Origin of the sequence: Microbacterium sp. Nx66 (assembly GCF_904066215.1) — a bacterium.
Taxonomy (GTDB): Bacteria; Actinomycetota; Actinomycetes; order Actinomycetales; family Microbacteriaceae; genus Microbacterium; species Microbacterium meiriae.
Window position 1 is genome coordinate 337,879 of record NZ_LR880474.1, and the last position, 24,535, is coordinate 362,413.

The window sequence follows — 24,535 nt, forward strand, 5'->3', positions numbered from 1 at the left end:
CCTGAAGGAACCACCGATGAAGAAGACCTCCCTCGCCGTGCTCGCCCTCGGCGGCGCCCTCACCCTCGCGCTCGCCGGCTGTGGCACCACGCAGACGCCGTCCGCCGAGGGATCGGACGCCCCGACCTCGACGAGCGCGGGCTGCACGGACGACACCACGAGCACCTCGACCGGGGCGGTCTCCGTCACCGACGACCTCGGCCGCACGGTCGAGCTCGACACGCCGGCCGAGCGGATCGCGGTGCTCGAGTGGCAGCAGATCGAGGACGCCCTGTCGCTGTGCGTGACGCCGGTCGCGGTGGCCGACGCCGAGGGGTACAGCACCTGGGTCACCGCGGAGGAGCTGCCGGAGGGCGTCGTCGACGTGGGCACCCGCCAGGAGCCGAACCTGGAGACGCTGTTCGGCACCGACCCCGACCTCGTGATCGTCGAGGTCAGTGCCGCGGACGACCCCATCGTCGCGCAGCTCGAGGCCTACGACGTGCCCGTGCTCGCGACGATCGGCGCCGATGCGAAGGACCCGATCGCCAAGATGCTGAACACCTTCGACCTCATCGCCCAGGTCACCGGCCGCGGGGAGCGGGCCGACGTCGTCACCGAGGAGTTCCAGGAGCACCTCGACACCGCGAAGGCCGAGCTCGCCGACCGCGACCTCGCCACCACCGACTTCGTGTTCTTCGACGGCTGGGTCGACGGCGGCAACGTGGCGCTGCGTCCGTTCGGCCAGGGTTCGCTCGTCGGCGAGGTGGGCGAGGAGCTCGGGCTGACGAACGCCTGGACCGGCGAGGTCGACCCCGTGTACGGCCTCGGGCAGACCGATGTCGAGGGCATGACGACGGTCGGCGACGCGAACCTGTTCTACACCGGCACCGCGGACCCGGATTCCGAGAGCTTCGTCGACGCCCTCGCGGACAACCCCGCGTGGACCTCGCTCCCCGCGGTGGCGGAGGACCGCCTGACCGCGTTCCCGGCAGGTATCTGGACCTTCGGCGGCCCGCGCTCGACCGCGCAGATCATCGACGGCTACCTCGAGGTGCTCTCGAAGTGACGGAGACCCTCCGCCTCGACGACGCGACGGCGACCGCGGAGCCTGACGCCCCGGCGTCCGCCGTCCGCGTGGGGGCGGAGGGTCGGAAGCCCGCGGTGTGGACGGGCGTCGGCGTGCTCGTCGCTCTCGCCGTCGTGCTGGTGGCGGTCGCCTGCTGGCACCTCACGCAGGGCACGAGCGGCGCGGTGTTCGCTGACGCCGACGTCCTCTGGGGATCGCGGGTGCCGCGGCTCGCCGCCGGCGTCGCGGTGGGCGTGGCCCTCGGCGTCGCCGGCATCCTGCTGCAGTCCCTCGCCCGCAATGCCCTCGCGTCACCCGACACGCTCGGCGTGACCGCCGGGGCCTACCTCGCCGTCACGGCGCTCGCCGCGTTCGGGATCGCCGTGCCGGTGTGGGCCTCCGGGGCGGTGGCGTTCGCGGGCGGCATCGTCGCCGCGGGCATCGTGCTCGGACTCGCCGGAGGGGCGGGGTCGTCCACGACCCGCCTCATCCTCGCGGGCTCTGCGCTGGCGCTCGCCTTCCAGGCCGCGACCTCGACCCTGCTCATCCTGTTCGACGAGGAGACCAAGGGACTGCTCGCCTGGGGGAGCGGGAGCCTGTCGCAGCTCGGACTCACCGCGTTCCTGCAGGCGGCTCCGGTCGTCGTGGTCGTCACGGTGCTGGCCCTCGTGCTCGCGCGGCGCCTCGACATCCTGTCCCTGGGCGACGACACCGCCTCGTCGCTCGGCGTGCCGATCCGGTCGACCAGGACCATCGGGATCCTCCTCGCGGTCACCCTCACGGCGGTCGCGGTGACGCTCGCCGGGCCGATGGGCTTCGTCGGGCTGTGTGCGCCGGTGCTCGCGCGGCTGCTGACGCGGGTGGTGCCAAGCCTGAACCGCCATCTGCTGCTGATCCCCGCGTCGGGGCTCCTCGGCGCCCTCGTCGTCATCCTCTCCGACGCCCTCCTGCGCGCGCTGATCGGCGCGGAGGCCGCGATCCTCATCCCGACCGGCGTCGCGACGACGCTGCTCGGCGCGATCGTGCTCGTGCTCATGGCCCGACGCCTCCGCGACGCCGGTCCCACGCGCGAGCCTCCGCGGGTGCGCTTCGGGGTGCGCAGCCGCCTGCGCTTCCGGATCACCCTCGCCCTCGTCGCCCTCGGCGTGGTCGGGGTGCTGCTGCTCGGACTGCTCGCCGGGCACACCTGGCTGCTCACCGGCGACATCGCGCTATGGCTGCAGGGGCAGGCTCCCGCGCCCATCGCCTTCGCCCTCGACGAGCGCGCGCCGCGGATCGTGGCCGCCGTGGTCGCCGGCGCCGCGCTCGCGCTCTCCGGCGCCGTGATCCAGGGGGTGAGCCGCAACCCGCTCGCCGACCCGGGCATCCTCGGCGTCACCGGCGGCGGCGGGCTCGGCGCGGTGCTGGTGATCACGAGCATCACGTCGTCGACGGGCGGGATGATCGCGGGAGCCGTCACCGGCTCGCTGCTCGCCTTCGCCCTCGTCTACCTGCTGTCGTGGCGGGGCGGCCTGAACGCGGACCGTTTCCTGCTCATCGGCATCGGGGTCTCGTACTTCACGGTCTCCCTCACGACCTTCTTCCTGCTGCGCTCGAACCCGTGGGACACCCCGAAGATCTACACCTGGCTCTCCGGGACGACGTACGGGCGGGTGTGGGAGCAGGTCATCCCGCTGGCGATCGTCCTCGTGATCGCGGTGCCGTTCGTGGTGATGAGTCGCCGGGAGCTCGACGTGCTGTCGCTCGATGAGGACACCCCGCGACTGGTCGGCATCCGGCTGGAGCCCGTCCGGTTGACGCTGCTGCTGGTGGCGGCCGTCCTCGCGGCGCTGAGCGTGACGGCGATCGGGGTCATCGGCTTCGTGGGGCTCGTGGCGCCGCACGCGGCGCGGGCCCTGGTGGGCGCGCGGCACTCGCGAGTGATCCCGACGGCGGTGCTCCTCGGCGGGCTGCTCGTGGGCATCGCGGACACGATCGGCCGGACGGTGATCGCCCCCGCGCAGCTTCCGGCGGGTCTCGTGGTCGCGCTGATCGGTGCCCCGTACTTCGTCTGGCTGCTCTGGCGCTCCCGCTGACCCGCTTCGAATCGCCCGAATGGCCCCATCTCCGGAGGAAATGGGGCCATTCGGGCGATTCGAACGAGGGTTACCGGGCCAGGAACTGCGTCAGGGCGGCGTTGACCTCGTCGGCGTGGGTCCAGAGGAGGCCGTGCGGGGCGCCCTCGACCTCGACGTACTCGGCCTCGGGCACGGCCTGGCGGAAGCGGCGGGCGGTCGCGTCGATCGGCAGGATGTTGTCCTTCGTGCCGTGCAGGATCAGCGTGGGCTTGGCAGCGGCGGCCACGGCCTTCACGTCGTCGCGGAAGTCCTCGATCCAGGTCGGGACCACGGCGTAGGCGGCGACCGGGGCGCTGGTGACGGACAGGTTCCAGTTCGCGTCGACGACCTGCTGGCTGATGCGCGTGCCGAGGTTCTCGTCGAGGTTGTAGAAGTCCTTGTAGAACTGGGTGAACCAGGAGTAGCGGTCGTCCTTGGCGGCGGTCTCGATCCCGTCGAAGACCTCCTGCGGCACGCCCTCGGGGTTGTCGTCGCGCTGCACGAGGAAGGGCTCGAGCGACGCGAGGAAGGCGAGCTTCGCGACGCGCTCGTGGCCGTAGCGGCCGACGTAGCGGGCGAGCTCGCCGGTGCCCATGGAGAAGCCGACGAGCACGACGTCGCGGAGGTCGAGGGTCTCGAGCACGGTGTTCAGATCGGCGGCGAAGGTGTCGTAGTCGTAGCCGGAGCCGACCTTGGAGGACTGTCCGAAGCCGCGGCGGTCGTAGGTGATGACGCGGTACCCCTGGGCGAGGAGCTCGCGGGTCTGGCGCTCCCAGCTGTGCCCGTTGAGCGGGTAGCCGTGGATCAGCACGACGGGCTGACCGCTGCCCTGGTCTTCGTAGTAGAGCTCGATCGGGGTGGTGTTCTCGGTGCCGACGGTGATGTAACCCATGCTGTGTTCCTTCCGATGCCGGTGAGAACGATCGTTCTCGCCTGATGTGATCAATCTAGAGAACGTTCGTTCTCATGTCAAGTAGACTTCTGGACATGACCGAAGACGAGGCGCGCGAACGCATCCTCTCCGCCGCGGAGGAGCTCTACTACCGCAAGGGCTATGCGGCGGTCGGCATGGACGAGCTCCGGTCCGCCGCCGGGGTGTCGCTGCGGCGCCTCTATTCGCTGTTTCCGGCGAAGACGGACATCGTCGCGGCGGTGCTGACGCGGAAGCACGCCGAGTGGGAGCAGGGGCTCACCGCCGCCGTGGCGCAGAGCGGCGACGACCCGCGCGCCCGCCTCCTCGCGGTCTACGGCTACCTGGAGGACTGGTTCTGCAGCGACGGGTTCCGGGGCTGCGCCTTCATCAACGCATTCGGCGAGCTCGGGGGCACGAGTCCCGAGGTCGCCGGCATCGTCCGCGCGCACAAGGCGTCGTTCCAGCAGTACATGGCGGAGCTCGTCGCGGCGACCGGCGCCCCGGTGGGCCTGGCCGCCCAGCTCTCTCTCCTCGCCGAGGGGGCGCAGAGCACCGCGGCCATCGGCGCCGACCCGGAGGCCGCCGTGCACGCACGCCGCGCCGCCGAGGTCCTGATCGACGCCGCCCTCGCTCCGGCCTGATGCCCATTCGCTAACCTGGTTAGCGAAACGAAGGGGCACTGTCAAGGCCACTCCCTTCCGTCCCCGTCCGGCGTAGGGTGCGGGCATGGAGACCTCGACGAAGGGCATCGCCCGCCAGAGCCTCGTGATCGCCGCCGCCGTGTTCATGCTGATCGCCGCGGCCATCGGCGCCGGCGCCTTCGGCGGTGACTCCGTCGATGAGCTGCAGAACGGCGCGCTCTCGGCCCAAGGCTCGTACCTCGCCCCCGCCGGACCGGCCTTCTCGATCTGGTCGCTCATCTATGTGGGACTCCTCGCCTACACCGTGTGGCAGGCGCTCCCCGCGCAGCGCCGCGACGAGCGACAGCAGGCGGTCGGCGGCTGGATCGCCCTCTCGATGGTGCTCAACGGCCTCTGGCTCGTGACCGCGCGCTACCTGACGCTGTGGCTGACCGTGCTCGTGATCGCGCTCCTGCTCGCGACGCTCGCCCGCGTCATGGTGCTCCTCGGCCGGTTCCCCGCCCGCAACCTCGCTGATCGCCTCCTCACCGACGGGGCCAACGGCCTGCACTTCGGCTGGGTCACCATCGCGACGGTCGCCAACACCGCCGCCTGGGCCACCCAGACGGTCCCGGAGATCGGAGCGGGTGCCCCCGACGCCTGGGCCGTCGCCGTGCTCGTGGTCGTGCTGGTGATCGGCGCCGCATCGGCCTGGTTCACCGGACGCCTCGCGCCGGCGCTCGCGACCGCCTGGGGTCTGAGCTGGCTCGCGGTCGGGCGCATCACGGGCGAGCCGGAGAGCACGCCCACCGCCGTCACCGCGATCATCGTGGCCGTCCTCCTCGTCGTCGTCGGCGTCGTGGCGGTCCTCCGTCGGCGTCGCATCGCGGGCACGCACGACCGCGCGCCGCTCGGTCGCTAGAGGACCAGCCGGTAGCCCATTCCTGACTCCGTCAGCAGGTGGACGGGCGTCGAAGGCTCGCGCTCCAGCTTCTTGCGGAGCTGGGACATGTAGAGCCGCAGGTAGCCGGAGTCGGACACCTGGGCACTGCCCCAGATCTCCTTGAGGAGATCCTGCCGGGTCACCAGCGCGCCCGGATGCCGCGCGAGGTGCTCGAGCATCCGCCACTCGGTCGGCGTGAGGTGCACCCGGGTGCCGGCGCGGGTCACGGTCTTCGTGGCGAGGTCGACGACGACGTCCCCGAACGCGACCACGGACTCCCCGTTCGCGGCGACCGCGCGGCGGGAGAGCGCCCGCAGCCGGGCCAGCAGCTCGTCGACCTGGAAGGGCTTCGTGACGAAGTCGTCCGCCCCGGCGTCCAGCGCCTCCACCTTGTCGGCGGAGCCCGTCCGCCCCGACACGACGATGATGGGCACGCTCGTCCAGCCGCGGAGCGCCTGGATCACCTCGATGCCGTCGAGGCGGGGCATGCCGAGGTCGAGCATGATGAGGTCGGGATGGCTCTGCGCTGCGGCGGCGATCGCGGCGGCGCCATCGGCGGCCACGACGACCTCGTAGCCGTGCGCCGCGAGGGTGATCCGCAGCGCCCGCACCATCTGCGGGTCGTCGTCGGCGATGAGGAGCTTCACTCCATCCCCTCCGTGTCGGAAGACCCTGCGGCGAGCGGCAGGGAGATGACCATGGTGAGTCCGCCCCCTGGGGTGTCCTCCGGAGTCAGGCTACCGCCCATGCCCTCCGTGAAACCGCGCGACAGGGCGAGCCCGAGCCCGAGCCCCGCTGTGTTGTCGGTGTCGCCGAAACGCTGGAACGGCTGGAAGACGGCATCGCGGCGTTCCGGCGCGATGCCCTCGCCGCGGTCGATGATCCGGAGCTCCGCCCGATCCCCCAGTCGGCTGCTCGACACGAGCACGCGACTGCCGTCGGGAGCGTGACGGTGGGCGTTGGCGAGCACGTTCACGAGTACCCGCTGCAAGAGCACGGGGTCCGCGTGCAGCGGCGGCAGGTCGGGGTCCAGGGCGAGCTCGACGTCGGCGGGGCCGAGACCGAGCTCGTCCACCGCGGCGAGCACCGGGCCGGCCGCGTCGATCCGCTGGGCCGAGACCGCGAGCACCCCCGCCTCCACGCGGCTCACGTCGAGGAGATCGGTGACGAGGGCGGAGAGGGTCGCGAGGCTCTCGTCCGCGGTCTCGAGCAGCTCCGCGCGGTCCTCGGCGGACAGCCCGTGCGCGCCGCGGAGCCCGCCGATCGCGGCGACCGCCGAGGCCAGCGGCCGACGCAGATCGTGACTGACGGCGGAGAGCAGGGCACTGCGGACCTGGTCGGTCTCGGCGAGGGCTTCCGCCTCCCGTGCGGTCGCGCGGAGATCGGTGTGCTCGATGGCGGCGGCGAGCTGGGCGACGATCGCGTCGAGCAGTCGGCGCTCCGGACCGGCGATCGGCTCGCCGTTGAGCTCCAGCACGGCGCGCGGGCCCCCACCGGACGCGACCCCGACCGGGATGGTCGTGGCGCGGCCGTCCGGTACCGGCTCGCCGTCCCTGGCCAGCACCTCGCCGGAGGGAGTGAGCAGCCGCACCCCGCTCAGGCCGAACGCCTCCCGCGTGCGGCTGACGAGGGCGAGCACGGCGTTGTCGCCGCGGAGGACATTCCCGGCGACGGCCGCGAGGAGCTCTGCCTCGGCGGTCGCCCGCTGCGCAGTCCGCGCCCGGCGGGCGGCCTGGTCGACGATGAGGCTCACGAGGATCGCGATGATGACGTAGAGGGTGAGCGCGAGCACGTGCAGCGGGTGCGCGATCGTGATCGTGAACAGCGGGGCGACGAAGAGGAAGTCGAGGGTGATGCCCGAGAGGACCGCCGCGAACACGGCGGGACGGATGCCGCCGATGAGGGCGACCACCACGACGAGCAGCTGGTAGGCGAGCACCTCCGCCGTGATCGACTCGGGGCTGCGGACGGTGAACATCAGCCAGGACAGCAGCGGGCCGAACACGAGGGCCACGCCGAAGCCCAGCGCCTGCCGACGCCAGCCGAGCGCACCGCCGGTGATGCGGGGGAGGGCGAGCCGGCCGCCCGCCGCGGCGTGGGTCACGATGTGCACGTCGATGTCGCCCGAGCGGCGGATGACCTCGGCGCCGATCCCCGGCCCGGTGAGGGCGGCGGCGAGGCGGCCGCGCCGGCTCACCCCGATCACGAGCTGCGTGGCGTCGGCACTCTGCGCGAACTCGACGAGCGTCGCCGGGATGTCGTCCCCGACCACCTGGTGGTACGTGCCGCCGAGGGACTCGACGAGGGAGCGCTGCGCGGCGAGGGCGCCGGGGGTCTCGTCGCGCAGTCCGTCCTGGGCGGTCACGTGCACGGCGAGCAGCTCCCCGCCGGCGGAGCGTGCGGCGATGCGGGCCCCGCGGCGCAGCAGCGTCTCGCCCTCCGGGCCGCCGGTGAGGGCGACGACCACCCGCTCGCGCGCCTGCCAGGCTCCCGCGATGCCCTGTTCCGCGCGATAGCTGCGGAGCGCGCTGTCGACCTCGTCGGCGAGCCACAGCAGGGCGAGCTCCCGCAGGGCGGTGAGGTTGCCGAGCCGGAAGTAGTGCGAGAGGGCGGCGTCGACCCGCTCAGCGGGGTAGACGAGACCTGCGGCGAGCCGGTCGCGGAGCGTCTGCGGTGCGAGGTCGACGACCTCGATCTCGTCGGCGGCGCGGACGACCGCGTCCGGGATGGTCTCGCGCTGGGCGATCCCGGTGATCTTCTCCACGACCGCGTTCAGCGACTCGATGTGCTGCACGTTCACGGTGGTGACGACGTCGATCCCCGCGTCCAGCAGCTCCTCGACGTCCTGCCAGCGCTTGGGGTTCCGCGAGCCGGGGGCGTTCGTGTGCGCGAACTCGTCCACCAGAGCGATCTCCGGGGCGAGGGAGAGCACCGCATCGAGGTCGAGCTCGGAGAGGGTGACCCCGCGATGGGCGTCCTCGCGCCGCGGCACCTCGGGAAGCCCGGAGGTGAGGGCGGCCGTGGCCGCACGGCCGTGGGTCTCCACGATCGCGATGACCACGTCGCGGCCTTCGTCGCGGAGCCGCCGACCCTCGGCGAGCATCTCGAAGGTCTTCCCGACGCCCGGCGCGGCGCCGAGGAGGACGCGCAGTCGTCCGCGGCGGTTCCGGTCCGTCGCGGGGCGCGGCGGCCGCTCTGCGCTCATGCACCCTCCCGGTCGTCGAGTGCGAGATTCAGCTCCGCGACGTTGATGCGCTCCTCGCCGAGGAACCCCAGGTCCCGCCCTTGAATCCTAGACTCCACGAGGGCCCGCACCTCGTCTTCGGACAGGTCGCGGGCGGCGGCCACCCGCGGCACCTGGAGCAGGGCGTACGCGACGCTGATGTGTGGGTCGAGGCCGGAGCCGGACGCGGTCACGGCATCCGCGGGGACCGCGGACGGATCGACGCCCTCCCTCGCGGCGATCTCGGCCTTCCGTGCGGCGATGGCGGCAACGAGGTCGGGGTTCTCCGGCCCGAGGTTGCTGCCGCCGGACGACGCCCCGTCGTACCCGTCGCCGGCCGCCGAGGGGCGGGACTGGAAGTACTCGGGCAGGGCTTCACCGTCGGCATCCGTGAAGGACTGGCCGAGGAGCGCGCTGCCCCGGTCGGCGGGGAGTATCGAGCCGTTCGCCTGCGCGGGGAGGAGGAGCTGGCCGATGCCGGTGACCAGCAGCGTGTACCCGACGCCGAGGACGAGGGTGAGGACGAGCATCGCGCGGACGGCGACACCGGCGGTGCGCATCGTGGTGCGGGTGGTGGACGACATGGCGTTCCTTTCGGGCCCGGTCAGAAGCCGGGGAGGAGGCTGACGAGGAGGTCGATGAGCTTGATGCCGACGAACGGGGCGATGACGCCGCCGAGGCCGTAGACGAGCAGGTTCCGCTGCAGGATCTGCGAGGCGCTCGCCGGCCGGTACTTCACGCCGCGCAGCGCGAGCGGGATGAGGAACACGATCACGATGGCGTTGAAGATGATCGCGCTCGTGACCGCGGAGGCCGGGGAATGCAGCTGCATGATGTTCAGCGCCGCGAGTCCGGGGAACACCCCCATGAACATCGCCGGGATGATGGCGAAGTACTTCGCGATGTCGTTCGCGAGCGAGAACGTCGTCAGCGCGCCGCGGGTGATGAGCAGCTGCTTCCCGATGCGGACGATGTCGATGAGCTTGGTCGGGTCGGAGTCGAGGTCGACCATATTGCCGGCTTCCTTGGCCGCCGAGGTGCCCGTGTTCATCGCGACGCCGACGTCGGCCTGGGCGAGCGCGGGAGCGTCGTTGGTGCCGTCCCCGGTCATCGCGACGAGACGTCCGCCCTCCTGTTCCCGGCGGATGAGGTCGAGCTTGTCCTCCGGGGTGGCCTCGGCGAGGTAGTCGTCGACGCCGGCCTCGGCCGCGATGGCCTTCGCGGTGAGGGGGTTGTCTCCGGTGATCATGACCGTGCGGATGCCCATGCTGCGCAGCTCGTCGAACCGCTCTCGGAGGCCGTCCTTGACGATGTCCTTGAGGTGCACGACCCCGAGGATCCGCGCGTCCACAGCCTGGGTCCCGGAATCGGAGTGGGTCCCTGAGCCTGTCGAAGGGCCCTGCACCGCGACGACGAGGGGCGTGCCGCCGCCCGAGGCGACGTCGTCGGTGAGGGTCGCGAGCTCGTCATCGGGAGTCTGCCCCAGCCAGGCCGCCACGGCCGAGGCGGCACCCTTGCGGATCTGCGTGCCGTCGGCGAGGTCGAGACCGCTCATGCGCGTCTGCGCCGCGAACGGGACGACGACGGCGTCCGCCGGGGCCTCCACCCGGATCCCGCGGGCGGCGGCGAGTTCGACGATCGATGCGCCCTCCGGCGTCGGGTCGGCGAGCGAGGAGAGGGCGGCGGTGCGCAGCAGCTCCTCGGCGTCCACCCCGGTGAGCGGCAGCACGGCGTGGGCGCGGCGGTTGCCGTGGGTGATGGTGCCGGTCTTGTCGAGGAGCAGCGTGGTGACGTCGCCCGCGGCCTCCACCGCCCGCCCCGACATCGCCAGCACGTTACGCTGCACGAGCCGGTCCATGCCCGCGATGCCGATGGCGGAGAGGAGGGCGCCGATGGTGGTCGGGATGAGGCAGACGAGCAGGGCGATGAGGACGGGGATGCTCACGGGCGACGCGGCGTACGACGCGATCGGGTTCAGCGCGAGGACCACGACGACGAAGACGATCGACAGGCTCGCGAGGAGGATGTTCAGCGCGATCTCGTTCGGGGTGCGCTGTCGGCTCGCCCCCTCGACGAGGGCGATCATGCGGTCGACGAACGTCTCGCCGGGCTTCGACGTGATGCGCACGACGATCCGGTCCGACAGCACCCGGGTGCCGCCGGTGACAGCACTGCGGTCGCCGCCGGACTCGCGGACGACGGGGGCGCTCTCGCCGGTGATGGCCGACTCGTCGACCGTCGCGATGCCCGCGACGATGTCGCCGTCGCCCGGGATCAGTTCGCCCGCGGAGACGATCACGAGGTCGTCGCGCTGCAGCTCCGCCGACGACACCGTCTCCGTCGGCGCTTCGACGAGCTCAGCGACCCACCCGGCGCCACGCTGGGTCCCTGAGCCCGCACCCTGGGTCCCTGAGCCCGCACCCTGGGTCCCTGAGCCTGTCGAAGGGCCCACCACCCGTCGCGCCATCGTCTGGGTGCGGGTGTTCCGCAGGCTCGCGGCCTGGGCCTTGCCGCGCCCTTCGGCGACCGACTCCGCGACGTTCGCGAAGAACACAGTCAGCCAGAGCCAGAGCGCGATGCCCCAGGTGAACGCCGCCGGGACGGGGGTGCCGCCGGAGGAGGCGGGCGCGCCGAGGAAGGGCTCCGCGATCGCGAGGACGGTCGTGAACGCGGCGCCGACCCAGACGAGGAGCATCACGGGGTTGCGGACGAGCGTCGCGGGGTTGAGCTTCCGGACGGCACCGGGGAGCGCCTGCACGAGCTGGGCGCCGCCGAAGGAGCGCGGCGGACGAGCGGGGACGGCAGGGGCGTCCTGCTGTTCCGGAGGGGTGGTGAGGAGGGTCATGGTCAGAGTCCTTCGGCGAGCGGTCCCAGTGCGAGCACGGGGAAGTAGGTGAGGGCCGTCACGACGACGGTCACGGTGAGGAGCAGGCCGACGAACTGCGGCCGGTGGGTGGGGAGCGTGCCGGTCGTGGCCGGCACCCGCTCCTGCGCGGCGAACGACCCGGCGAGAGCCAGCACGAGCACGATCGGGAGGAATCGCCCGAGCAGCATCGCGACGCCCAGGGCGGTGTTGAACCACGGAGTGTTCGCGGTGAGCCCCGCGAACGCGGAGCCGTTGTTGTTCGCGGCGGAGGTGAACGCGTAGAGCACCTCGCTCATGCCGTGCACCCCCGGGTTGAGGATGCTCGTGGACTCCACGTCCTCCCGGATCCCGGGGATCGCGAAGCTCAGGGCCGTGCCGCCGAGGACGAGCACCGGGACCACGAGGATGTAGAGGCTCGCGAGGGTCATCTCCCGCGGTCCGATGCGCTTCCCGAGCCACTCCGGGGTGCGGCCGACGAGCAGCCCGCCGACGAAGACCGCGACGATCGCGAGCACGAGCATCCCGTACAGACCGGAGCCGACGCCGCCCGGAGCGACCTCGCCGAGCATCATGTTCAGCATCGGCATCATGCCGCCGAGCGCGGTGTACGAGTCGTGCATCGAGTTCACGGCCCCGGTCGAGGTGAGCGTGCTCGCGCTGCCGAAGAGGGTCGAGCCGAGGATGCCGAAGCGCTGCTCCTTGCCCTCCATCGCCGCGCCGGCGAGCTCGGGGGCGGAACCGCGTCCCGCCAGCTCCAGGGCCGAGAGCGCGGCGAGTGAGGCGAGGAACAGGGTGCCCATGACCGCGACGATCGCGTAGCCCTGCCGGTGGTCGCCGACCAGTCGGCCGAACGCGCGGGGGAGGGCGAACGGGATCACCAGGATCAGCAGCACCTCGAGGAGGTTGGTCCACCCGGTCGGGTTCTCGAAGGGGTGGGCGGAGTTCGCGTTGAAGAAGCCGCCGCCGTTGGTGCCGAGCAGCTTGATGGCCTCCTGCGACGCGACCGGACCGCCGGGGATCGTCTGCGTGCCGCCGGAGACCGTGGCGACGTCGGTGAAGCCGTTCACGTTCTGGATCACGCCGCCCGCGAGCAGGGCCACCGCGCCGATCAGGGCGAGCGGGAGGAGCAGCCGCCCCAGACCGCGGGTGAGGTCGACCCAGAAGTTGCCGATCGTCGCGGAGCCGCGGCGTGCGAGACCGCGGATGAGGGCGATGGCGATGGTGAGGCCGACCGCGGCGGAGACGAAGTTCTGCACGGTGAGGCCCGCGAGCTGCACCGTGTAGCCCAGGGTCTGCTCGGGCGAGTAGGACTGCCAGTTGGTGTTCGCGACGAAGGAGGCGGCGGTGTTGAACGCGAGTCCCTCCGGCACGGCGGGCAGGCCCAGCGAGGCGGGGAGGAAGGCCTGGAGCCGCTGCAGCCCGTACACGAGCAGGAGCCCGACGAGGGAGAACAGCAGCACGCTGCGGGCGTAGGCTCGCCAGGTCTGCTCGGAGCGGGGGTCGACCCCGATCACCCGGTACAGCCCGCGCTCGACGCGGAGGTCGCGCCCGGAGGTGTAGACGTGCGCGATGTAGTCGCCGAGGGGGCGGTAGAGGAGCACGAGCACGACCACGACGGCCGTGATCTGGAGGACGCCGAAGAGGACCGTCGCGTCCATCAGAAGCGCTCCGGGGCGACGAGCGCCACGACCAGGTAGACGACCGCGGCGACGGCGAGGACGGCGGCGAGGATCTCGAAGACGATCATGCGCGGTCCACCGCCTTGGCGATGAGGGACACGAGGGCGAACAGCGCCAGGGTCAGCGCGAGGTAGATGATGTCGAGCACGTCCTCGATCCAACTGCGCCGCCCGGCCGCATCCGTCGATCCTCACGGTTCCCCTACGCCCGTCCCCCGGATGCATGCGGGTTGCTCACACCTCCTGCCTTCGAATCGCGCACCTGGTCCCCAACCCGCCGCCGATGCAGCCAGGTGCGCGATTCGAAAGGGTGGCGCCGGCCCTATGCTCACGAGGTGGGGATCGGACGGATGCGGATCGGCGTCGGCGCGGGGATCGTCGCCGGGCTCGTCGTGATCGCGCTCGTGTGCGTGCTCACGGGCTTCCTGCCGCGCACGGACGCCGGTGCGCTCGGGGCGCGGATCGCGCCCGTGCTGGGGTTCGTCGTCGCGATCACGATCGTCGCCGAGCTCGCCCGTGATGCGGCGGTGTTCGACGTCGTCTCGCAGCGCCTCGCGCGCTGGGGTCGCGGCCGCGTGGTGGTGCTGTGGACGCTGGTGGTCGTGCTCGCCGTGGTGAGCACCGTGTTCCTCTCGCTCGACACGACCGCCGTGATCGTCACCCCGGTCGTGGTGGTCCTGGCGCAGAGCATCGGCGTCTCCCCGCTGCCGTTCGCCCTGGCCACCGTCTGGCTCGCCAACACCGCGTCCCTCGCGCTGCCGGTCTCGAACCTCACCAACCTGCTCGCCGCGCCCGCGATGGGGGACGGCCCCGGGGCGTTCATCGCGCTGAGCTGGGCGCCCACGCTCGTGGGGATACTGGTGCCCGTCGCGATCCTCACGGTCCTGCATCGGCGCACGGTCTTCGGCACGTATGAGATGCCCGTGCCCCGACGCCCCGCCGATCCGACGCTGTTCTGGAGCGCCACCGGCATCCTCGTCGTGCTGATGCCGCTGCTCGCGCTCACCCACGACGTGTGGATCCCCGCCACGGTCGCGGCTCTCGCCTTGATCGCGCTCTTCGCCGTCCGTCGTCGCCGGGCCCTGCGGCTCTCGCTCGTCCCGTGGCAGGCGCTCGCGCTCGCCGCGTCGCTGTTCGTGCTGGTCGAGACCGCGCACGCACAGGGGCTGCTCGACTTCCTGACCTCGGCGACCGCGAACGGCGACTCTCCCGGCGACCTGTTCCGGCTCGCCGCGCTCGGGGCCGTGAGCGCGAACGCGATCAACAACCTCCCCGCCTACCTCGTGCTCGAACCCGCGGCAGGGGACCCGGTCGCCCTGATGGCCCTGCTGATCGGCGTGAACCTCGGTCCGCTCGTCACGCCGTGGGCCTCGCTCGCGACGCTCCTCTGGCACCATCGCGTGACGGCGCTCGGGGTCGAGATCCGCTGGGGCCGCTTCGCCCTCTGGGGGGCCGTCGCCGCGGTGCCCACCGTCGTCCTGGCCACGCTCGTCCTCTGACCCCGTTTCGAATCGCGCGCTCTGCTGCACGTCCGCCCGAGATGGAGCACAGTGCGCGATTCGAACGGGGGTCAGACGCGACGCATCTCGGCGGCCAGGGCGGGGTGGACCGCGTCGAACCGGGCGGCGATGCGCTCGCGCACCTCGGGGGCCTTATTCTGGCTGAGCTTGGCACGCGCATCGAACCGGGTGACCCGGAGCCGCAGGCCCACCGTGCCCTTCGCGGCTCGTCGGGTGCCCGCCTCGTCCTCCGCGAGGCTCCGCCCGTGCGGCTGCCCACCCTCGAAGTGGTCGGTGAGCCGGGTGAGCATGGCGTAGTTCTCCTCCGCGGTGAGGATCTCGGGGGTGCCGGAGAGGTGCGCGGTGACATGGTTCCAGGTCGGGACGAGGTCTCCCGGCGCGTACAGACTCGAGGACACGTAGTCGTGCGGCCCCTGGATGATCACCAGGACCTCGTGTCGTCCGAGCTCGTGGAGCTCATCGTCCGGGCGTCCGAAGTGGCTCACGAGCACGATGCCGTCCTCATCCTCGTCGAGCAGAACGGGGTAGTGCGAGGCGACGAGACCGGTGGAGGTCGGCGAGACGAACGTCGCCCACGGGTGCGCGCGGATGAGGCGCTTGACCTCCTCCGGGTCGGTCATGAGGTAGCGGGGGGTGTGACGCATGGCTCCTCCTGTCGGGTGGGGGTGGCGGTGGGGGTGGGAGGAGAACTGCGGGTGCGGACGGCGAGTCCGGCGCACACGACGACCGCGACTCCGCCGAGCACCGTGGCCAGGCCGACGTCCTCGTGGAAGAGGAAGGATGCCCAGGTGATGCCCATGACGGGCTGCACGAGCTGGATCTGGCTCACCTGTGCCATGGGGCCCATCGCGAGGCCGCGGTACCAGGCGAAGAATCCGAGGAACATGCTGACCGCGGCCAGGTAGCCGAACGCGAGCCAGGCGGTGGGGGTGGCGACGGGCGGTGCGGCGACCCCGGCGGCGATGGCCACCGCGAGCATGACGGGAGCGGCGAGCACGAGTGCCCAGGAGATCGTCTGCCAGGCACCGAGCTCGCGCGCGAGCAGGCCGCCCTCCGCGTAGCCGACGGCCGCGGCGATCACGGCCCCGAACAGCTGGAGGTCGGCGGGGCGGAGCGCGCCGGGCGTGCCGTTCTGCAGCGTCGCGAAGACGAGGGCCGCGGCGGCGCCGAGGAGTGCGAAGACCCAGAACGAGGGGGACGGGCGCTCCCGGGTGCGCAGCACGACGGCGACCGCGGTCGCGGCCGGCAGGAGGCCGATCACGACCGCGCCGTGACTCGCGGGCGTGGTGATCATGGCGAACGAGGTCAGCAGGGGGAAGCCGGCGACCACTCCGAGGGCGACGATCGCGAGTCGCGCCCACTGGGCCGGGTTCGGCGGCTGCTGGCGTGTGACGAGGAGGACGAGTGCGGCGAGCACAGCGGCGACGACCGCGCGGGCGGAGCCGATGAACAGCGGCGAGAGTCCGCCGCCGAGCGCGATCCGGGTGAACGGGAGCGTGAACGAGAAGGCGACGACGCCCAGGAGGCCCCAGGCGGGACCGGCGGCGCGGGATAGCAGTGTTCCGTTCGGACGGATAACGCTACTGTGTTCTTTCATGAGTCAGGATAGCACCGCACGCATCGTGGCCGGCCTCCGGACCTGGGTCGCCGCCGCCGCACCCGGCGCCCGCCTCCCCTCCAACCGCGCGCTGACGGCCGAGTACGCCGCGAGCCCCGTGACCGTGCAGAAGGCGGTGCAGCAGCTCGTCCGCCTCGGGCTCGTCGAGGCGCGACCCGGGGTCGGCACCTTCGTCCGCGCGGCGCGCACGGTCCTCCCGGCGGACTACGGCTGGCAGGCCGGGGCTCTTGGCGCGGCCGCCGTGCGCCTGGACGGTCTCTCCTCGGCGCAGCGCCCGACCTCGCCGGACGCGATCGGGTTGCACTCCGGGTATCCCGCTCCGGATCTCCTCCCCGAGCGGCTCGTCCGGCAGGCCCTGGTGCGCGCCTCCCGGACCGCGTCCGCTCTCACCCGCTCTCCCGCGGCCGGCGAGCCCGGACTGCAGGAGTGGTTCGCGGCGGAGCTGGCCGCGGCGGCCCCGGCCGGGATCACGGTGCCGACCGCCCGCGACGCCGTCATCATCTCCGGGAGTCAGAGCGGACTGAGCTCCATCTTCCGGGCGGTCGTCGGCGTCGGCCGGCCGCTGCTCATCGAGTCGCCGACGTACTGGGGTGCCCTGCTCGCGGCGGAGCAGGCGGGGGTCGTGCTCGTTCCCGTCCCCTCCGGTCCGCAGGGTCCGGATCCGGACGCGGTCGACAGAGCGCTCGCCGAGACCGGAGCCCGGGCGTTCTACGCGCAGCCCACGTTCGCGAACCCCACCGGTGCGCAGTGGCCGGCGGCGACCGGGGAGGCCGTCCTCGACGCGGTCCGTCGCCGCGGGGCCTTCCTCATCGAGGACGATTGGGCGCACGACCTGGGCATCGACGCCGAGCCCCGTCCCGTGGCGGCCTCCGACCACGACGGTCACGTGGTCTACCTGCGCTCGCTGACGAAGAGCGTGTCGCCGTCCCTGCGGGTGGCGGCGGTGATCGCGCGCGGTCCCGCCAGGGACCGCATCCTCGCCGATCGCGCGGCGGAGTCGATGTATGTCAGCGGCCTCCTGCAGGCGGCCGCGCTCGACGTGGTGACCCAGCCGGCCTGGCGCACGCACCTCCGCGGCTTCCGCGAGCAGCTGCGTTCGCGGCGCGATCTCCTGCTGTCGTGCCTGGCCGCGCAGGCGCCGACCGCGCTGGTGGAGGCCGTGCCGGTCGGCGGGCTGAACCTCTGGCTGCGGCTGCCGGACGGCACCGACGCCGCCGCGGTCGTCCGCGAGTGCGCGGCGCGCGGCCTGGTCATCGCGCCGGGGAGTGAGTGGTTCCCCGCCGAGCCGTCGGGGGCGTACGTACGGCTCAACTACGCGAGCGCCGACCCGTCCCGCTTCCCCGAGGCTGCGGCGATCCTCGGCGCGATCCTCGCCGGAACCTGACCGTCGCCGTCAGGACTCGGACGGCGGCCCGGCGGGGCGGTGCGCCCGGCGCCCGGCCACCACGACGGGCCGCCCCGCCCTCTCCTGGCCGGGCAGTGGACGCGAGCGCCGGCCGTAGATGAGTTCGGACGAGTCGAGCAGCCACGGCACCAGGGTGATCGACACCCCGTGCACGAGCATGAGCTGGTTCGCGAGGCGACGGGCGCGCCGGTTGTGCAGGAAGTTCTCCCACCAGTGCCCCACGATGTACTGCGGCAGGTAGACCGTGACGACGGAGGATCCGTGCTTCTCGCGGTACTGCCGGATGAACTGCGTCACGGGCTGCGCGAACGAGCGGTACGGCGACTCGACGATCACGAGCGGCACCGGCACGAGGTGGTCCGCCCACTCCTGCTGCAGACGCGCGGCGTCCTCCTGGGAGACGGCCACGTGCACCGCGAGGGTCTTGTCGTGCTTGGCGGCGATCGCGTAGTCGATGGCCTTCATGACCGGCTTCTGCAGATGGTTCACGAGGACGATGGCGACGTCGCCCGAGGCGCCGAACCGGGTGGTGTCGTCGATCGCGATCTCGTGCTCGACATCCCGGTAGTAGCGCTTGACGCCGATCATCAGGAACGCCAGCACCGGGATGGCGAAGAACACGAGATAGGCGCCGTGCGTGAACTTCGTGATCGTGACGATGACGAGCACGAGCACCGTCAGCGTCGCCCCGGCGGAGTTGATGAGCAGCCCCACCCGCGCGGAACGCCGGTCCGCGGCGCCGTCGCCGTTCGGGGGGACGGGTGCGCGCAGCAGCCGTCGCCAGTGCCGCACCATGCCGATCTGGCCCAGGGAGAAGGAGACGAAGACGCCGATGATGTACAGCTGGATCAGCGTCGTCAGCCGCGCCTGGAACACCACGAGCACGGCGATCGCGGCGATCCCGAGGAGGATCATGCCGTTGGAGAACACGAGCCGGTCGCCGCGGGTGTTCAGCGACTTCGGGGCGTAGCCGTCGCGGGCGAGCACGGCGCCGAGCAGGGGGAAGCCGTTGAAGGCGGTGTTCGCCGCGAGGAGCAGCACGCAGGCCGTGGCCGCCTGCACGATGAAGAACGGGATGCTGCCGCCGCCGAACGTCGCCGCCGCGATCTGCGCCATCAGGCTCGGCTGCGGGGTCGTGCAGTCGAAGCCGATGAGGTCGCAGGGGTTCTCGGCGTAGTGCACGCCGGCGATGAGGGCGAGGGCGGTGAGGCCGGAGAACAGGCAGATCGCGATGGTGCCCATGAGCACCAGCGTCGACTGGGCGTTGCGCACCTTCGGGGCCCGGAACGCGGGGACGCCGTTCGACACGGCCTCGACCCCGGTCAGCGCGGAGCAGCCGCTGGAGAACGCGCGGAGGATGAGCAGCAGTACGGCCGCCTGGCTGAGGCTCTCGGCCTGGACGGCGAACTCCGCGCTGGAGGCGACCGGGGCGTCGCCGAGGGCCGTCCGGACGAGCCCGGTGACGATCATGACGCCGACCGAGCCGATGAACACATACGTGGGGATGGCGAACACGAGCGAGGCCTCGCGCACCCCGCGGAGGTTCACGATGATGATGAGCACGACGAAGCCGACGGCGAGCTCCACGCGAAGAGGATCGAGACCCGGCACCGCCGAGATGATGTTGTCCACCCCGGAGGCGACCGACACCGCCACCGTCAGCACGTAGTCGACGAGGAGCGCTGCGGCCACGATCACCCCGGGGACCTCGCCGAGGTTCTTCGACGCGACCTCGTAGTCGCCGCCGCCGGAGGGGTACGCCTTGATGAGCTGCCGGTAGCTCAGCACCACCACGAGCAGCAGCACGACGACCGCCGCCGCGACGAGCGGGGTGAACGACAGGAACGTGAGACCGCCGATGAGCAGGATCATCACGAGCTCCTGTGGGGCGTATGCCACCGAGCTCAGCGCGTCCGAGGCGAAGATCGGCAGCGCCATGCGCTTGGGGAGGAGCTGCTCGTCGACCTGGGCGCTCGTGAGCGGGTCGCCGAGCAGGATGCGCTTGGCGCGCGGCGGCGCGTCCGGGGTCGGCCTCGTTTGTTCTGACACGTCCGGCGACACTACGCCGACCGCAGCCGCCCTCACGCGATCCTCACGGAATCCCTACGGCGCGGTGGCGCTCCCTCACGGAATCCTCACGGCCTCCCGGTATCCTTGCGTCAGTGGGGGATCAGGTGGTTCTGGGGGTCATCGCCGTGGCGATCGGCCTCGCCGTGGGCGTCGTGCTCTTCGTGCCCTTCGTCGCGATCAGCTACCGCCGCCGCGGACGCCTCTCGCTCGGACGCACGCTGCTCTGGCTCGCGGCGCTCGTCTACTTCTGGGCCATCTGGACGTACACGCTGCTGCCGCTTCCCGACCCGGACACCATCCGCTGCGTGGGGGCGATCACCGACCCGATGTCCGTCGTGCGCGACGTGCAGAAGGCGTTCGCCGCTCCGGGCAACCCGCTGCGCCAGCCCGCCCTGCTCCAACTCGTGTTCAACGTGCTGCTGTTCGTCCCGCTCGGAGCGTTCCTCCGCGTGCTGGGCGGCCGCGGCCTCCCCACCGCCCTCGTGGTCGGGTTCGGTCTGTCCCTGCTGGTGGAGACCACCCAGCTCACCGGGGTCTGGGGGCTGTACCCGTGCGCCTACCGCTTCTTCGACGTGGGCGACCTGATGACGAACACGACCGGAGCGGTCGTCGGCTCCGTCCTCGCGCTCGTGGTGCCACGGTCGCTGCGCGGAGTTCAGGCCCGTGCCGACGCCGATGAGCCCCGTCCCGTCACGCGCGGTCGCCGCGCGCTGGCGATGCTCTGCGACGGGCTCGCGAACGGCTTCGTCGTGCTCGCCGGGGGCGTCGCGGTGCAGCTCTGGCTCGAGTACGTCGTGGAGGACCGTCAGGCCGTGCTCGACGGCACCCTCGCCGGCACGGTGAGCACGGCGACCGCCTGTGCCCTGTGGCTCGTGATCATCCTCGTCACCGGCCGCTCGGTGGGAGACCTCGCCGTGCAGCTGCGCTACACCGGGTCGCGACTGCCGGCCGCGCTCGCCCGGCTGCTGCGCTGGGCGGGCGGCATCGGCGGACTCACGGCGCTGGGGATGCTCGGCGGGGTGTTCGACGCGCTGTCCTCGCTGCTGATCCTCGTCGCGATCGTGCTGCTGTTCACCACCCGCCAGGGTCGTGGGCTTCCCGGCCTGCTCTCCGGCCAGCACCTCGAGGACGCCCGCGTGACCGCGAAGAGTTGAGCCCATTATGTACATAAGAGGTATTCTGTACGCATGAACACTCTCAGCCGCAGCGTGCCGTCGAAGGACCTGCGCGATCAGCTCGCCGACGTTCTCGGCGGTGTCGCGTACGGGGCGGAGCGGGTGGGGGTGACGCGTCACGGCAAGCTCACCGCGGTCGTGATCGGCGTCGACGATCTCGAGCTCCTGGAAGAGCTCGAGGCTGCGCGAGATGCGGCGGAGTTCGGAGCGGCGAAGGCGGCGGACGACGGGGGTCGAGTCTCGCTCGATGACCTCCGTGCGGAACTCCCGTGACGCGGTACCGCGTCGAGTTCACCACCGCAGCGGCGAAGGAGGTCCGCAAGCTGGATCCTCCGCTCCGTCGGCGCATCCTCGCCGGGATCTCCGACCTCGAACGGGAGCCTCGTCCGCACGGCGTCCGCAAGCTCGCCGGGTTCGACAACGCCTGGCGCGTGCGGATCGGCGACTACCGTGTGCTCTACGAGGTCGTGGACGAGCGGGTGCTCGTCACCGTGGTCCGCGTCGCCCACCGGCGGGACGTCTACGACCTCTGACGGCATCTCGAATCCACAGGGGTTTCCGATCACGGATCGATAACGTCGTCCTCATGAGCGTGATCCCGGTCGACGAGCACCTGATCTCCGAGGCGAAGGAGCTCCGCGACCAGCTGCAGCGCTTCCTCCGCGAGTACGAGTTCGGGATGCGCGAGGTGGAGACGAAGATCTCGATCCTCCGCGACGAGTTCACCCACGACCACGCGTACAACCCCATCGAGCACGTCAAGAGCCGGCTCAAGTCGCCGGACAGCATCGTCGAGAAGATCGCCAGGAAGGGCATCGACGACCCGGACTTCGATCGCATCCGCACGGAGATCACCGACATCGCCGGCGTGCGGGTGACGTGCAGCTTCGTCGCCGACGTCTACCGCCTGTTCGATCTGCTGACCGCGCAGGACGACGTGACCGTCCGCACGGTCAAGGACTACATCGCGAATCCGAAGCCGAACGGGTACAAGAGCCTGCACGCCATCATCGAGGTCCCCGTCTTCCTCTCGACCGGGGCGCTGGCCGTACCGGTCGAGGTGCAGTTCCGCACCATCGCGATGGACTTCTGGGCGAGCCTGGAGCACAAGATCTACTACAAGTTCTCCAACCAGGTGCCCGCGCACCTCGTCGACAGCCTCAGCGATGCCGCCGATGCCGCCGCCGAGCTCGACATCCGCATGGAGCGGCTGCACCGCGAGGCGCACGGCGTGCCGCAGCGACAGCTCGCCCCGCCTCCTCCGCCTGCGCCGCGCGTCGTCGAGGTCTGAGCGCCCCGCCTCAGGCGAGGAACTCGCGGGCGGCCGCGGACATCGCGGTGACCCCGACCTCGATCGTCGGATGGATCTCCGGCGCGAAGAAGGGCGAATGGTTGGTGGGGATGTCCTTCTCCACGGTCCCCGCCGCAAGAGCCTCGGCGAATCGGGCGGGGTCGACGCCGCCCCAGAACCAGAACACGAGCGGGACCTCGGCGTCGCGCGCGAACCAGGAGACGTCCTCGCTGCCCGTGAACATGCCGGGGTCGACGACGGCCGAGTCCCCGAGCGCGCGACGCAGCGCCGAGGAGACCCGCGCCGTCGCCTCCTCGTCGTTGATCGTGGCGGGCAGCGTGTGCTGCGTGTGGATCTCGGGCTCGCGCTCGGCACCGGACGCCATGGCCTCGGCGCGCACGATCCGTTCGACGCTCTTCAGCACCTTCTCGCGCGCGTCCTCGTTCGGATAGCGGAGGCTGAGCTCCAGCTTCGCCTCGGCCGGGATGATGTTGTTCTTGAGTCCGGCGTGGATCGATCCGACGGTCACCACGGCCACGCCCTGCGGGTCGATCTCGCGGGAGGCGATCGTCTGCAGGCGCATCACGGTCGCGGCCGCCATCACGACCGGGTCGATCGTGGCGTGCGGGCGGGAGCCGTGGCCGCCGCGGCCGTGCAGGGTGACGGTGAGGCCGTCGGAGGCGGCCATCTGGGTGCCGCTGCGCACGCCGATGATGCCCGCCGGGAGCGGGGTGACGTGCTGACCGAGCACCACGTCGGGCTTCGGGTAGCGGGCGAGCAGGCCGTCGTCGAGCATGGCCCTGGCGCCGGCGCCGTACTCCTCCGCGGGCTGGATGAGCACGACGAGGGTGCCCGACCACTCCGCGCGCTCGGCGACCAGCTTCTCCACGGCCCCGATCATCGCGGTGACGTGCATGTCGTGGCCGCAGGCGTGCATCACGGGCACGGTGGTGCCGGCCGGATCGACGCCCTTCGCGGTGCTCGCGTACGCCAGACCCGTCTGCTCCTCGACCGGCAGCGCGTCCATGTCGGCGCGTACCCACACGACCGGCCGCGGGAAGTCCTCCTCCTGGGTCCCTGAGCTCGTCGAAGGGCCTGAGCCCTGGGACCCTGAGCTCGTCGAAGGGCCATCCTGGGTCCCCGAGCTCGTCGAAGGGCCTGTGGAAGGGTTGCGCAGCACGCCGACCACGCCGGTCACGCCGACCCCCTCCTCGACCTCGAGCCCCAGGTCGCGCAGGTGCTGGGCGGCGATGCCCGCGGTCCTGGTCTCCTGGAACGACAGCTCCGGGTGCTGGTGCAGATCGATGTAGAGCGCTTCGAGGTCGATGGCCATGCGCCCGAGCCTAGCCGGGAGGTCAGGGCCGCGCGTAGGACTCCAGGGCCGGTCCCGGATGCAGCACGCCGTTCACGATCGCGCGGATCGCGAACTCGCTCGCGGCGCCGAGGGGGACCACTCCGGGGTGCAGGAGCCACTGGAGCTGCAGGCCGTCCATCACGGCGAGGATGGCGGCCGAGGCGGCGGCGATGGTCGCGGGTTCGGTCACGCCCTCCTGAGCGCAGAGCTCGCCGAACGCCGCCGTCACCTCCCGGCGCAGGGTCGTGTAGCGATCCTCGAAGTACTCGCGGCCGGGGTGGTCGTCGGTCACCGACTCGGAGGACAGGACCGTGTAGGCCTGCACGATGCCCGGCCGCTTCTCGTTGGCGAACGCCGTGCGGACGAGGTGGAGGAAGAGCTCCGGCCCGTCGGGGATGTGCTTCTCGGCGAGGTCGGCCACGTCGGCCTGATCCCGGTAGGCGAGCACTTCGAGGAGGAGTTTCTGCTTCGAGCCGAAGTGGTGCAGGACGCCCGCGTGGGTGATGCCGACCTGCTCGGCGACATCGGCGAGGGTGCCGTTCGTGGAGCCCTTGTTGCCGAAGATCTCCACCGCCGCCTTGAGGATCTGCTCGCGCTTCTCCCGCGTGGCCGGGCGCACCCGGACCGTGTGCACATCGTCCGTCATGAGCCCACCTCCCCTCGTCGCACTCTGCTTGCCAACCAACTTACTCCTCGGTAACCTCTCCACAGCTTA

22 protein-coding genes are annotated in these 24,535 nt (G+C 71.6%); 10 read left to right on the forward strand and 12 right to left on the reverse strand.

What is annotated here, in order from left to right; translation table 11 throughout:
- Window positions 1-16 precede the first annotated feature (16 nt).
- Window positions 17-1,048, forward strand: coding sequence for an ABC transporter substrate-binding protein (locus tag MICNX66_RS01550; protein WP_187663039.1), 1,032 nt, complete (start codon window positions 17-19; stop codon window positions 1,046-1,048).
- Window positions 1,045-3,123 (forward strand): iron ABC transporter permease, encoded by a 2,079-nt coding sequence (locus tag MICNX66_RS01555; RefSeq protein ID WP_187663040.1) that lies wholly within the window; start codon window positions 1,045-1,047, stop codon window positions 3,121-3,123. Before MICNX66_RS01550 ends, MICNX66_RS01555 begins: the two co-directional genes overlap by 4 nt.
- 70 nt (window positions 3,124-3,193) lie before the next feature.
- On the opposite strand, the gene MICNX66_RS01560 is transcribed toward MICNX66_RS01555, so the two are convergent.
- Complete coding sequence (locus tag MICNX66_RS01560) at window positions 3,194-4,036, reverse strand: alpha/beta fold hydrolase (protein ID WP_187663041.1); 843 nt, start codon at window positions 4,034-4,036, stop codon at window positions 3,194-3,196.
- Window positions 4,037-4,131: 95 nt separating this feature from the next.
- On the opposite strand from MICNX66_RS01560, the gene MICNX66_RS01565 reads away from it, so the two are divergent.
- The gene (locus MICNX66_RS01565; protein WP_187663042.1) at window positions 4,132-4,698 is read left to right on the forward strand and encodes a TetR/AcrR family transcriptional regulator; all 567 of its coding nucleotides are present in this window, start codon (window positions 4,132-4,134) and stop codon (window positions 4,696-4,698) included.
- Window positions 4,699-4,783: 85 nt separating this feature from the next.
- On the forward strand, window positions 4,784-5,599 hold the full coding sequence (locus MICNX66_RS01570) for a TspO/MBR family protein (protein ID WP_187663043.1): 816 nt from the start codon (window positions 4,784-4,786) through the stop codon (window positions 5,597-5,599).
- On the opposite strand, the gene MICNX66_RS01575 is transcribed toward MICNX66_RS01570, so the two are convergent.
- Genes MICNX66_RS01575 through MICNX66_RS01600 form a run of 6 tightly spaced genes read right to left on the reverse strand, consistent with a single transcriptional unit; the run spans window position 5,596 to window position 13,456 of the window.
- Complete coding sequence (locus tag MICNX66_RS01575; RefSeq protein ID WP_187663044.1) at window positions 5,596-6,267, reverse strand: response regulator; 672 nt, start codon at window positions 6,265-6,267, stop codon at window positions 5,596-5,598. The two genes, MICNX66_RS01570 and MICNX66_RS01575, sit on opposite strands and share 4 nt — an antisense overlap.
- Window positions 6,264-8,825: an ATP-binding protein gene (locus MICNX66_RS01580; RefSeq protein ID WP_187663045.1), complete on the reverse strand. Its 2,562-nt coding sequence runs from the start codon at window positions 8,823-8,825 to the stop codon at window positions 6,264-6,266. Before MICNX66_RS01580 ends, MICNX66_RS01575 begins: the two co-directional genes overlap by 4 nt.
- A complete protein-coding gene (kdpC, locus tag MICNX66_RS01585; RefSeq protein ID WP_187663046.1) occupies window positions 8,822-9,427 on the reverse strand; it encodes a potassium-transporting ATPase subunit KdpC in 606 nt (201 codons plus the stop codon). Before kdpC ends, MICNX66_RS01580 begins: the two co-directional genes overlap by 4 nt.
- Before the next feature lie 20 nt (window positions 9,428-9,447).
- Window positions 9,448-11,688: a potassium-transporting ATPase subunit KdpB gene (gene kdpB / locus MICNX66_RS01590; protein WP_187663047.1), complete on the reverse strand. Its 2,241-nt coding sequence runs from the start codon at window positions 11,686-11,688 to the stop codon at window positions 9,448-9,450.
- A 2-nt stretch (window positions 11,689-11,690) separates the two neighbouring features.
- The gene (gene kdpA / locus MICNX66_RS01595; protein ID WP_187663048.1) at window positions 11,691-13,367 is read right to left on the reverse strand and encodes a potassium-transporting ATPase subunit KdpA; all 1,677 of its coding nucleotides are present in this window, start codon (window positions 13,365-13,367) and stop codon (window positions 11,691-11,693) included.
- Entirely contained in the window at window positions 13,367-13,456 is a 90-nt protein-coding gene (locus MICNX66_RS01600; RefSeq protein WP_036292752.1) for a potassium-transporting ATPase subunit F, read from the reverse strand. Before MICNX66_RS01600 ends, kdpA begins: the two co-directional genes overlap by 1 nt.
- Before the next feature lie 281 nt (window positions 13,457-13,737).
- Between MICNX66_RS01600 and MICNX66_RS01605 the strand changes: the two genes are divergently transcribed.
- Complete coding sequence (locus MICNX66_RS01605) at window positions 13,738-14,886, forward strand: SLC13 family permease (protein WP_187664078.1); 1,149 nt, start codon at window positions 13,738-13,740, stop codon at window positions 14,884-14,886.
- A 71-nt stretch (window positions 14,887-14,957) separates the two neighbouring features.
- On the opposite strand, the gene MICNX66_RS01610 is transcribed toward MICNX66_RS01605, so the two are convergent.
- Window positions 14,958-15,551: an FMN-binding negative transcriptional regulator gene (locus tag MICNX66_RS01610; protein WP_187663049.1), complete on the reverse strand. Its 594-nt coding sequence runs from the start codon at window positions 15,549-15,551 to the stop codon at window positions 14,958-14,960.
- On the reverse strand, window positions 15,524-16,504 hold the full coding sequence (locus tag MICNX66_RS01615) for a DMT family transporter (protein ID WP_187663050.1): 981 nt from the start codon (window positions 16,502-16,504) through the stop codon (window positions 15,524-15,526). The genes MICNX66_RS01610 and MICNX66_RS01615 overlap by 28 nt, the downstream gene beginning before the upstream one ends.
- Here MICNX66_RS01615 and MICNX66_RS01620 point away from each other — a divergent pair.
- Window positions 16,503-17,909 (forward strand): aminotransferase-like domain-containing protein, encoded by a 1,407-nt coding sequence (locus MICNX66_RS01620; RefSeq protein ID WP_187663051.1) that lies wholly within the window; start codon window positions 16,503-16,505, stop codon window positions 17,907-17,909. The two genes, MICNX66_RS01615 and MICNX66_RS01620, sit on opposite strands and share 2 nt — an antisense overlap.
- 9 nt (window positions 17,910-17,918) lie before the next feature.
- Here MICNX66_RS01620 and MICNX66_RS01625 read toward each other — a convergent pair whose 3' ends face one another.
- A complete protein-coding gene (locus tag MICNX66_RS01625) occupies window positions 17,919-19,868 on the reverse strand; it encodes an APC family permease (RefSeq protein ID WP_370429086.1) in 1,950 nt (649 codons plus the stop codon).
- Between the two features lie 224 nt (window positions 19,869-20,092).
- Here MICNX66_RS01625 and MICNX66_RS01630 point away from each other — a divergent pair, with 224 nt between their 5' ends.
- From MICNX66_RS01630 to MICNX66_RS01645, 4 genes are read left to right on the forward strand one after another with little or no spacing between them, the layout of a single operon-like run.
- Window positions 20,093-21,154 (forward strand): VanZ family protein, encoded by a 1,062-nt coding sequence (locus MICNX66_RS01630; RefSeq protein ID WP_187663052.1) that lies wholly within the window; start codon window positions 20,093-20,095, stop codon window positions 21,152-21,154.
- Between the two features lie 33 nt (window positions 21,155-21,187).
- On the forward strand, window positions 21,188-21,448 hold the full coding sequence (locus MICNX66_RS01635) for a type II toxin-antitoxin system prevent-host-death family antitoxin (RefSeq protein WP_085604709.1): 261 nt from the start codon (window positions 21,188-21,190) through the stop codon (window positions 21,446-21,448).
- Window positions 21,445-21,708: a type II toxin-antitoxin system RelE family toxin gene (locus MICNX66_RS01640; protein ID WP_187663053.1), complete on the forward strand. Its 264-nt coding sequence runs from the start codon at window positions 21,445-21,447 to the stop codon at window positions 21,706-21,708. The genes MICNX66_RS01635 and MICNX66_RS01640 overlap by 4 nt, the downstream gene beginning before the upstream one ends.
- A 53-nt stretch (window positions 21,709-21,761) precedes the next feature.
- Entirely contained in the window at window positions 21,762-22,466 is a 705-nt protein-coding gene (locus MICNX66_RS01645) for a GTP pyrophosphokinase (protein WP_187663054.1), read from the forward strand.
- A gap of 10 nt (window positions 22,467-22,476) precedes the next feature.
- Here MICNX66_RS01645 and MICNX66_RS01650 read toward each other — a convergent pair whose 3' ends face one another.
- Window positions 22,477-23,799 (reverse strand): amidohydrolase, encoded by a 1,323-nt coding sequence (locus tag MICNX66_RS01650; protein ID WP_187663055.1) that lies wholly within the window; start codon window positions 23,797-23,799, stop codon window positions 22,477-22,479.
- A 22-nt stretch (window positions 23,800-23,821) separates the two neighbouring features.
- Window positions 23,822-24,466 carry a TetR/AcrR family transcriptional regulator gene (locus MICNX66_RS01655; protein WP_187663056.1) on the reverse strand — a complete coding sequence of 215 codons (645 nt, stop codon included), beginning with the start codon at window positions 24,464-24,466 and terminating at the stop codon, window positions 23,822-23,824.
- Window positions 24,467-24,535 lie beyond the last annotated feature (69 nt).

Bases quoted from the DNA above. Each gene is read 5' to 3' on its own strand.
- MICNX66_RS01635 (WP_085604709.1), top strand. From the start codon at position 21,188: ATGAACACTCTCAGCCGCAGCGTGCCGTCGAAGGACCTGCGCGATCAG.
- MICNX66_RS01650 (WP_187663055.1), bottom strand. From the start codon at position 23,799: ATGGCCATCGACCTCGAAGCGCTCTACATCGATCTGCACCAGCACCCG.
- MICNX66_RS01610 (WP_187663049.1), bottom strand. From the start codon at position 15,551: ATGCGTCACACCCCCCGCTACCTCATGACCGACCCGGAGGAGGTCAAG.
- MICNX66_RS01550 (WP_187663039.1), top strand. From the start codon at position 17: ATGAAGAAGACCTCCCTCGCCGTGCTCGCCCTCGGCGGCGCCCTCACC.
- kdpC (WP_187663046.1), bottom strand. From the start codon at position 9,427: ATGTCGTCCACCACCCGCACCACGATGCGCACCGCCGGTGTCGCCGTC.
- kdpA (WP_187663048.1), bottom strand. From the start codon at position 13,367: ATGGACGCGACGGTCCTCTTCGGCGTCCTCCAGATCACGGCCGTCGTG.
- MICNX66_RS01600 (WP_036292752.1), bottom strand. From the start codon at position 13,456: ATGATCGTCTTCGAGATCCTCGCCGCCGTCCTCGCCGTCGCCGCGGTC.
- MICNX66_RS01580 (WP_187663045.1), bottom strand. From the start codon at position 8,825: ATGAGCGCAGAGCGGCCGCCGCGCCCCGCGACGGACCGGAACCGCCGC.
- MICNX66_RS01565 (WP_187663042.1), top strand. From the start codon at position 4,132: ATGACCGAAGACGAGGCGCGCGAACGCATCCTCTCCGCCGCGGAGGAG.
- MICNX66_RS01655 (WP_187663056.1), bottom strand. From the start codon at position 24,466: ATGACGGACGATGTGCACACGGTCCGGGTGCGCCCGGCCACGCGGGAG.
- MICNX66_RS01645 (WP_187663054.1), top strand. From the start codon at position 21,762: ATGAGCGTGATCCCGGTCGACGAGCACCTGATCTCCGAGGCGAAGGAG.
- MICNX66_RS01615 (WP_187663050.1), bottom strand. From the start codon at position 16,504: ATGAAAGAACACAGTAGCGTTATCCGTCCGAACGGAACACTGCTATCC.
- MICNX66_RS01570 (WP_187663043.1), top strand. From the start codon at position 4,784: ATGGAGACCTCGACGAAGGGCATCGCCCGCCAGAGCCTCGTGATCGCC.
- MICNX66_RS01620 (WP_187663051.1), top strand. From the start codon at position 16,503: ATGAGTCAGGATAGCACCGCACGCATCGTGGCCGGCCTCCGGACCTGG.
- kdpB (WP_187663047.1), bottom strand. From the start codon at position 11,688: ATGACCCTCCTCACCACCCCTCCGGAACAGCAGGACGCCCCTGCCGTC.
- MICNX66_RS01605 (WP_187664078.1), top strand. From the start codon at position 13,738: ATGCGGATCGGCGTCGGCGCGGGGATCGTCGCCGGGCTCGTCGTGATC.
- MICNX66_RS01625 (WP_370429086.1), bottom strand. From the start codon at position 19,868: ATGGCGCTGCCGATCTTCGCCTCGGACGCGCTGAGCTCGGTGGCATAC.
- MICNX66_RS01560 (WP_187663041.1), bottom strand. From the start codon at position 4,036: ATGGGTTACATCACCGTCGGCACCGAGAACACCACCCCGATCGAGCTC.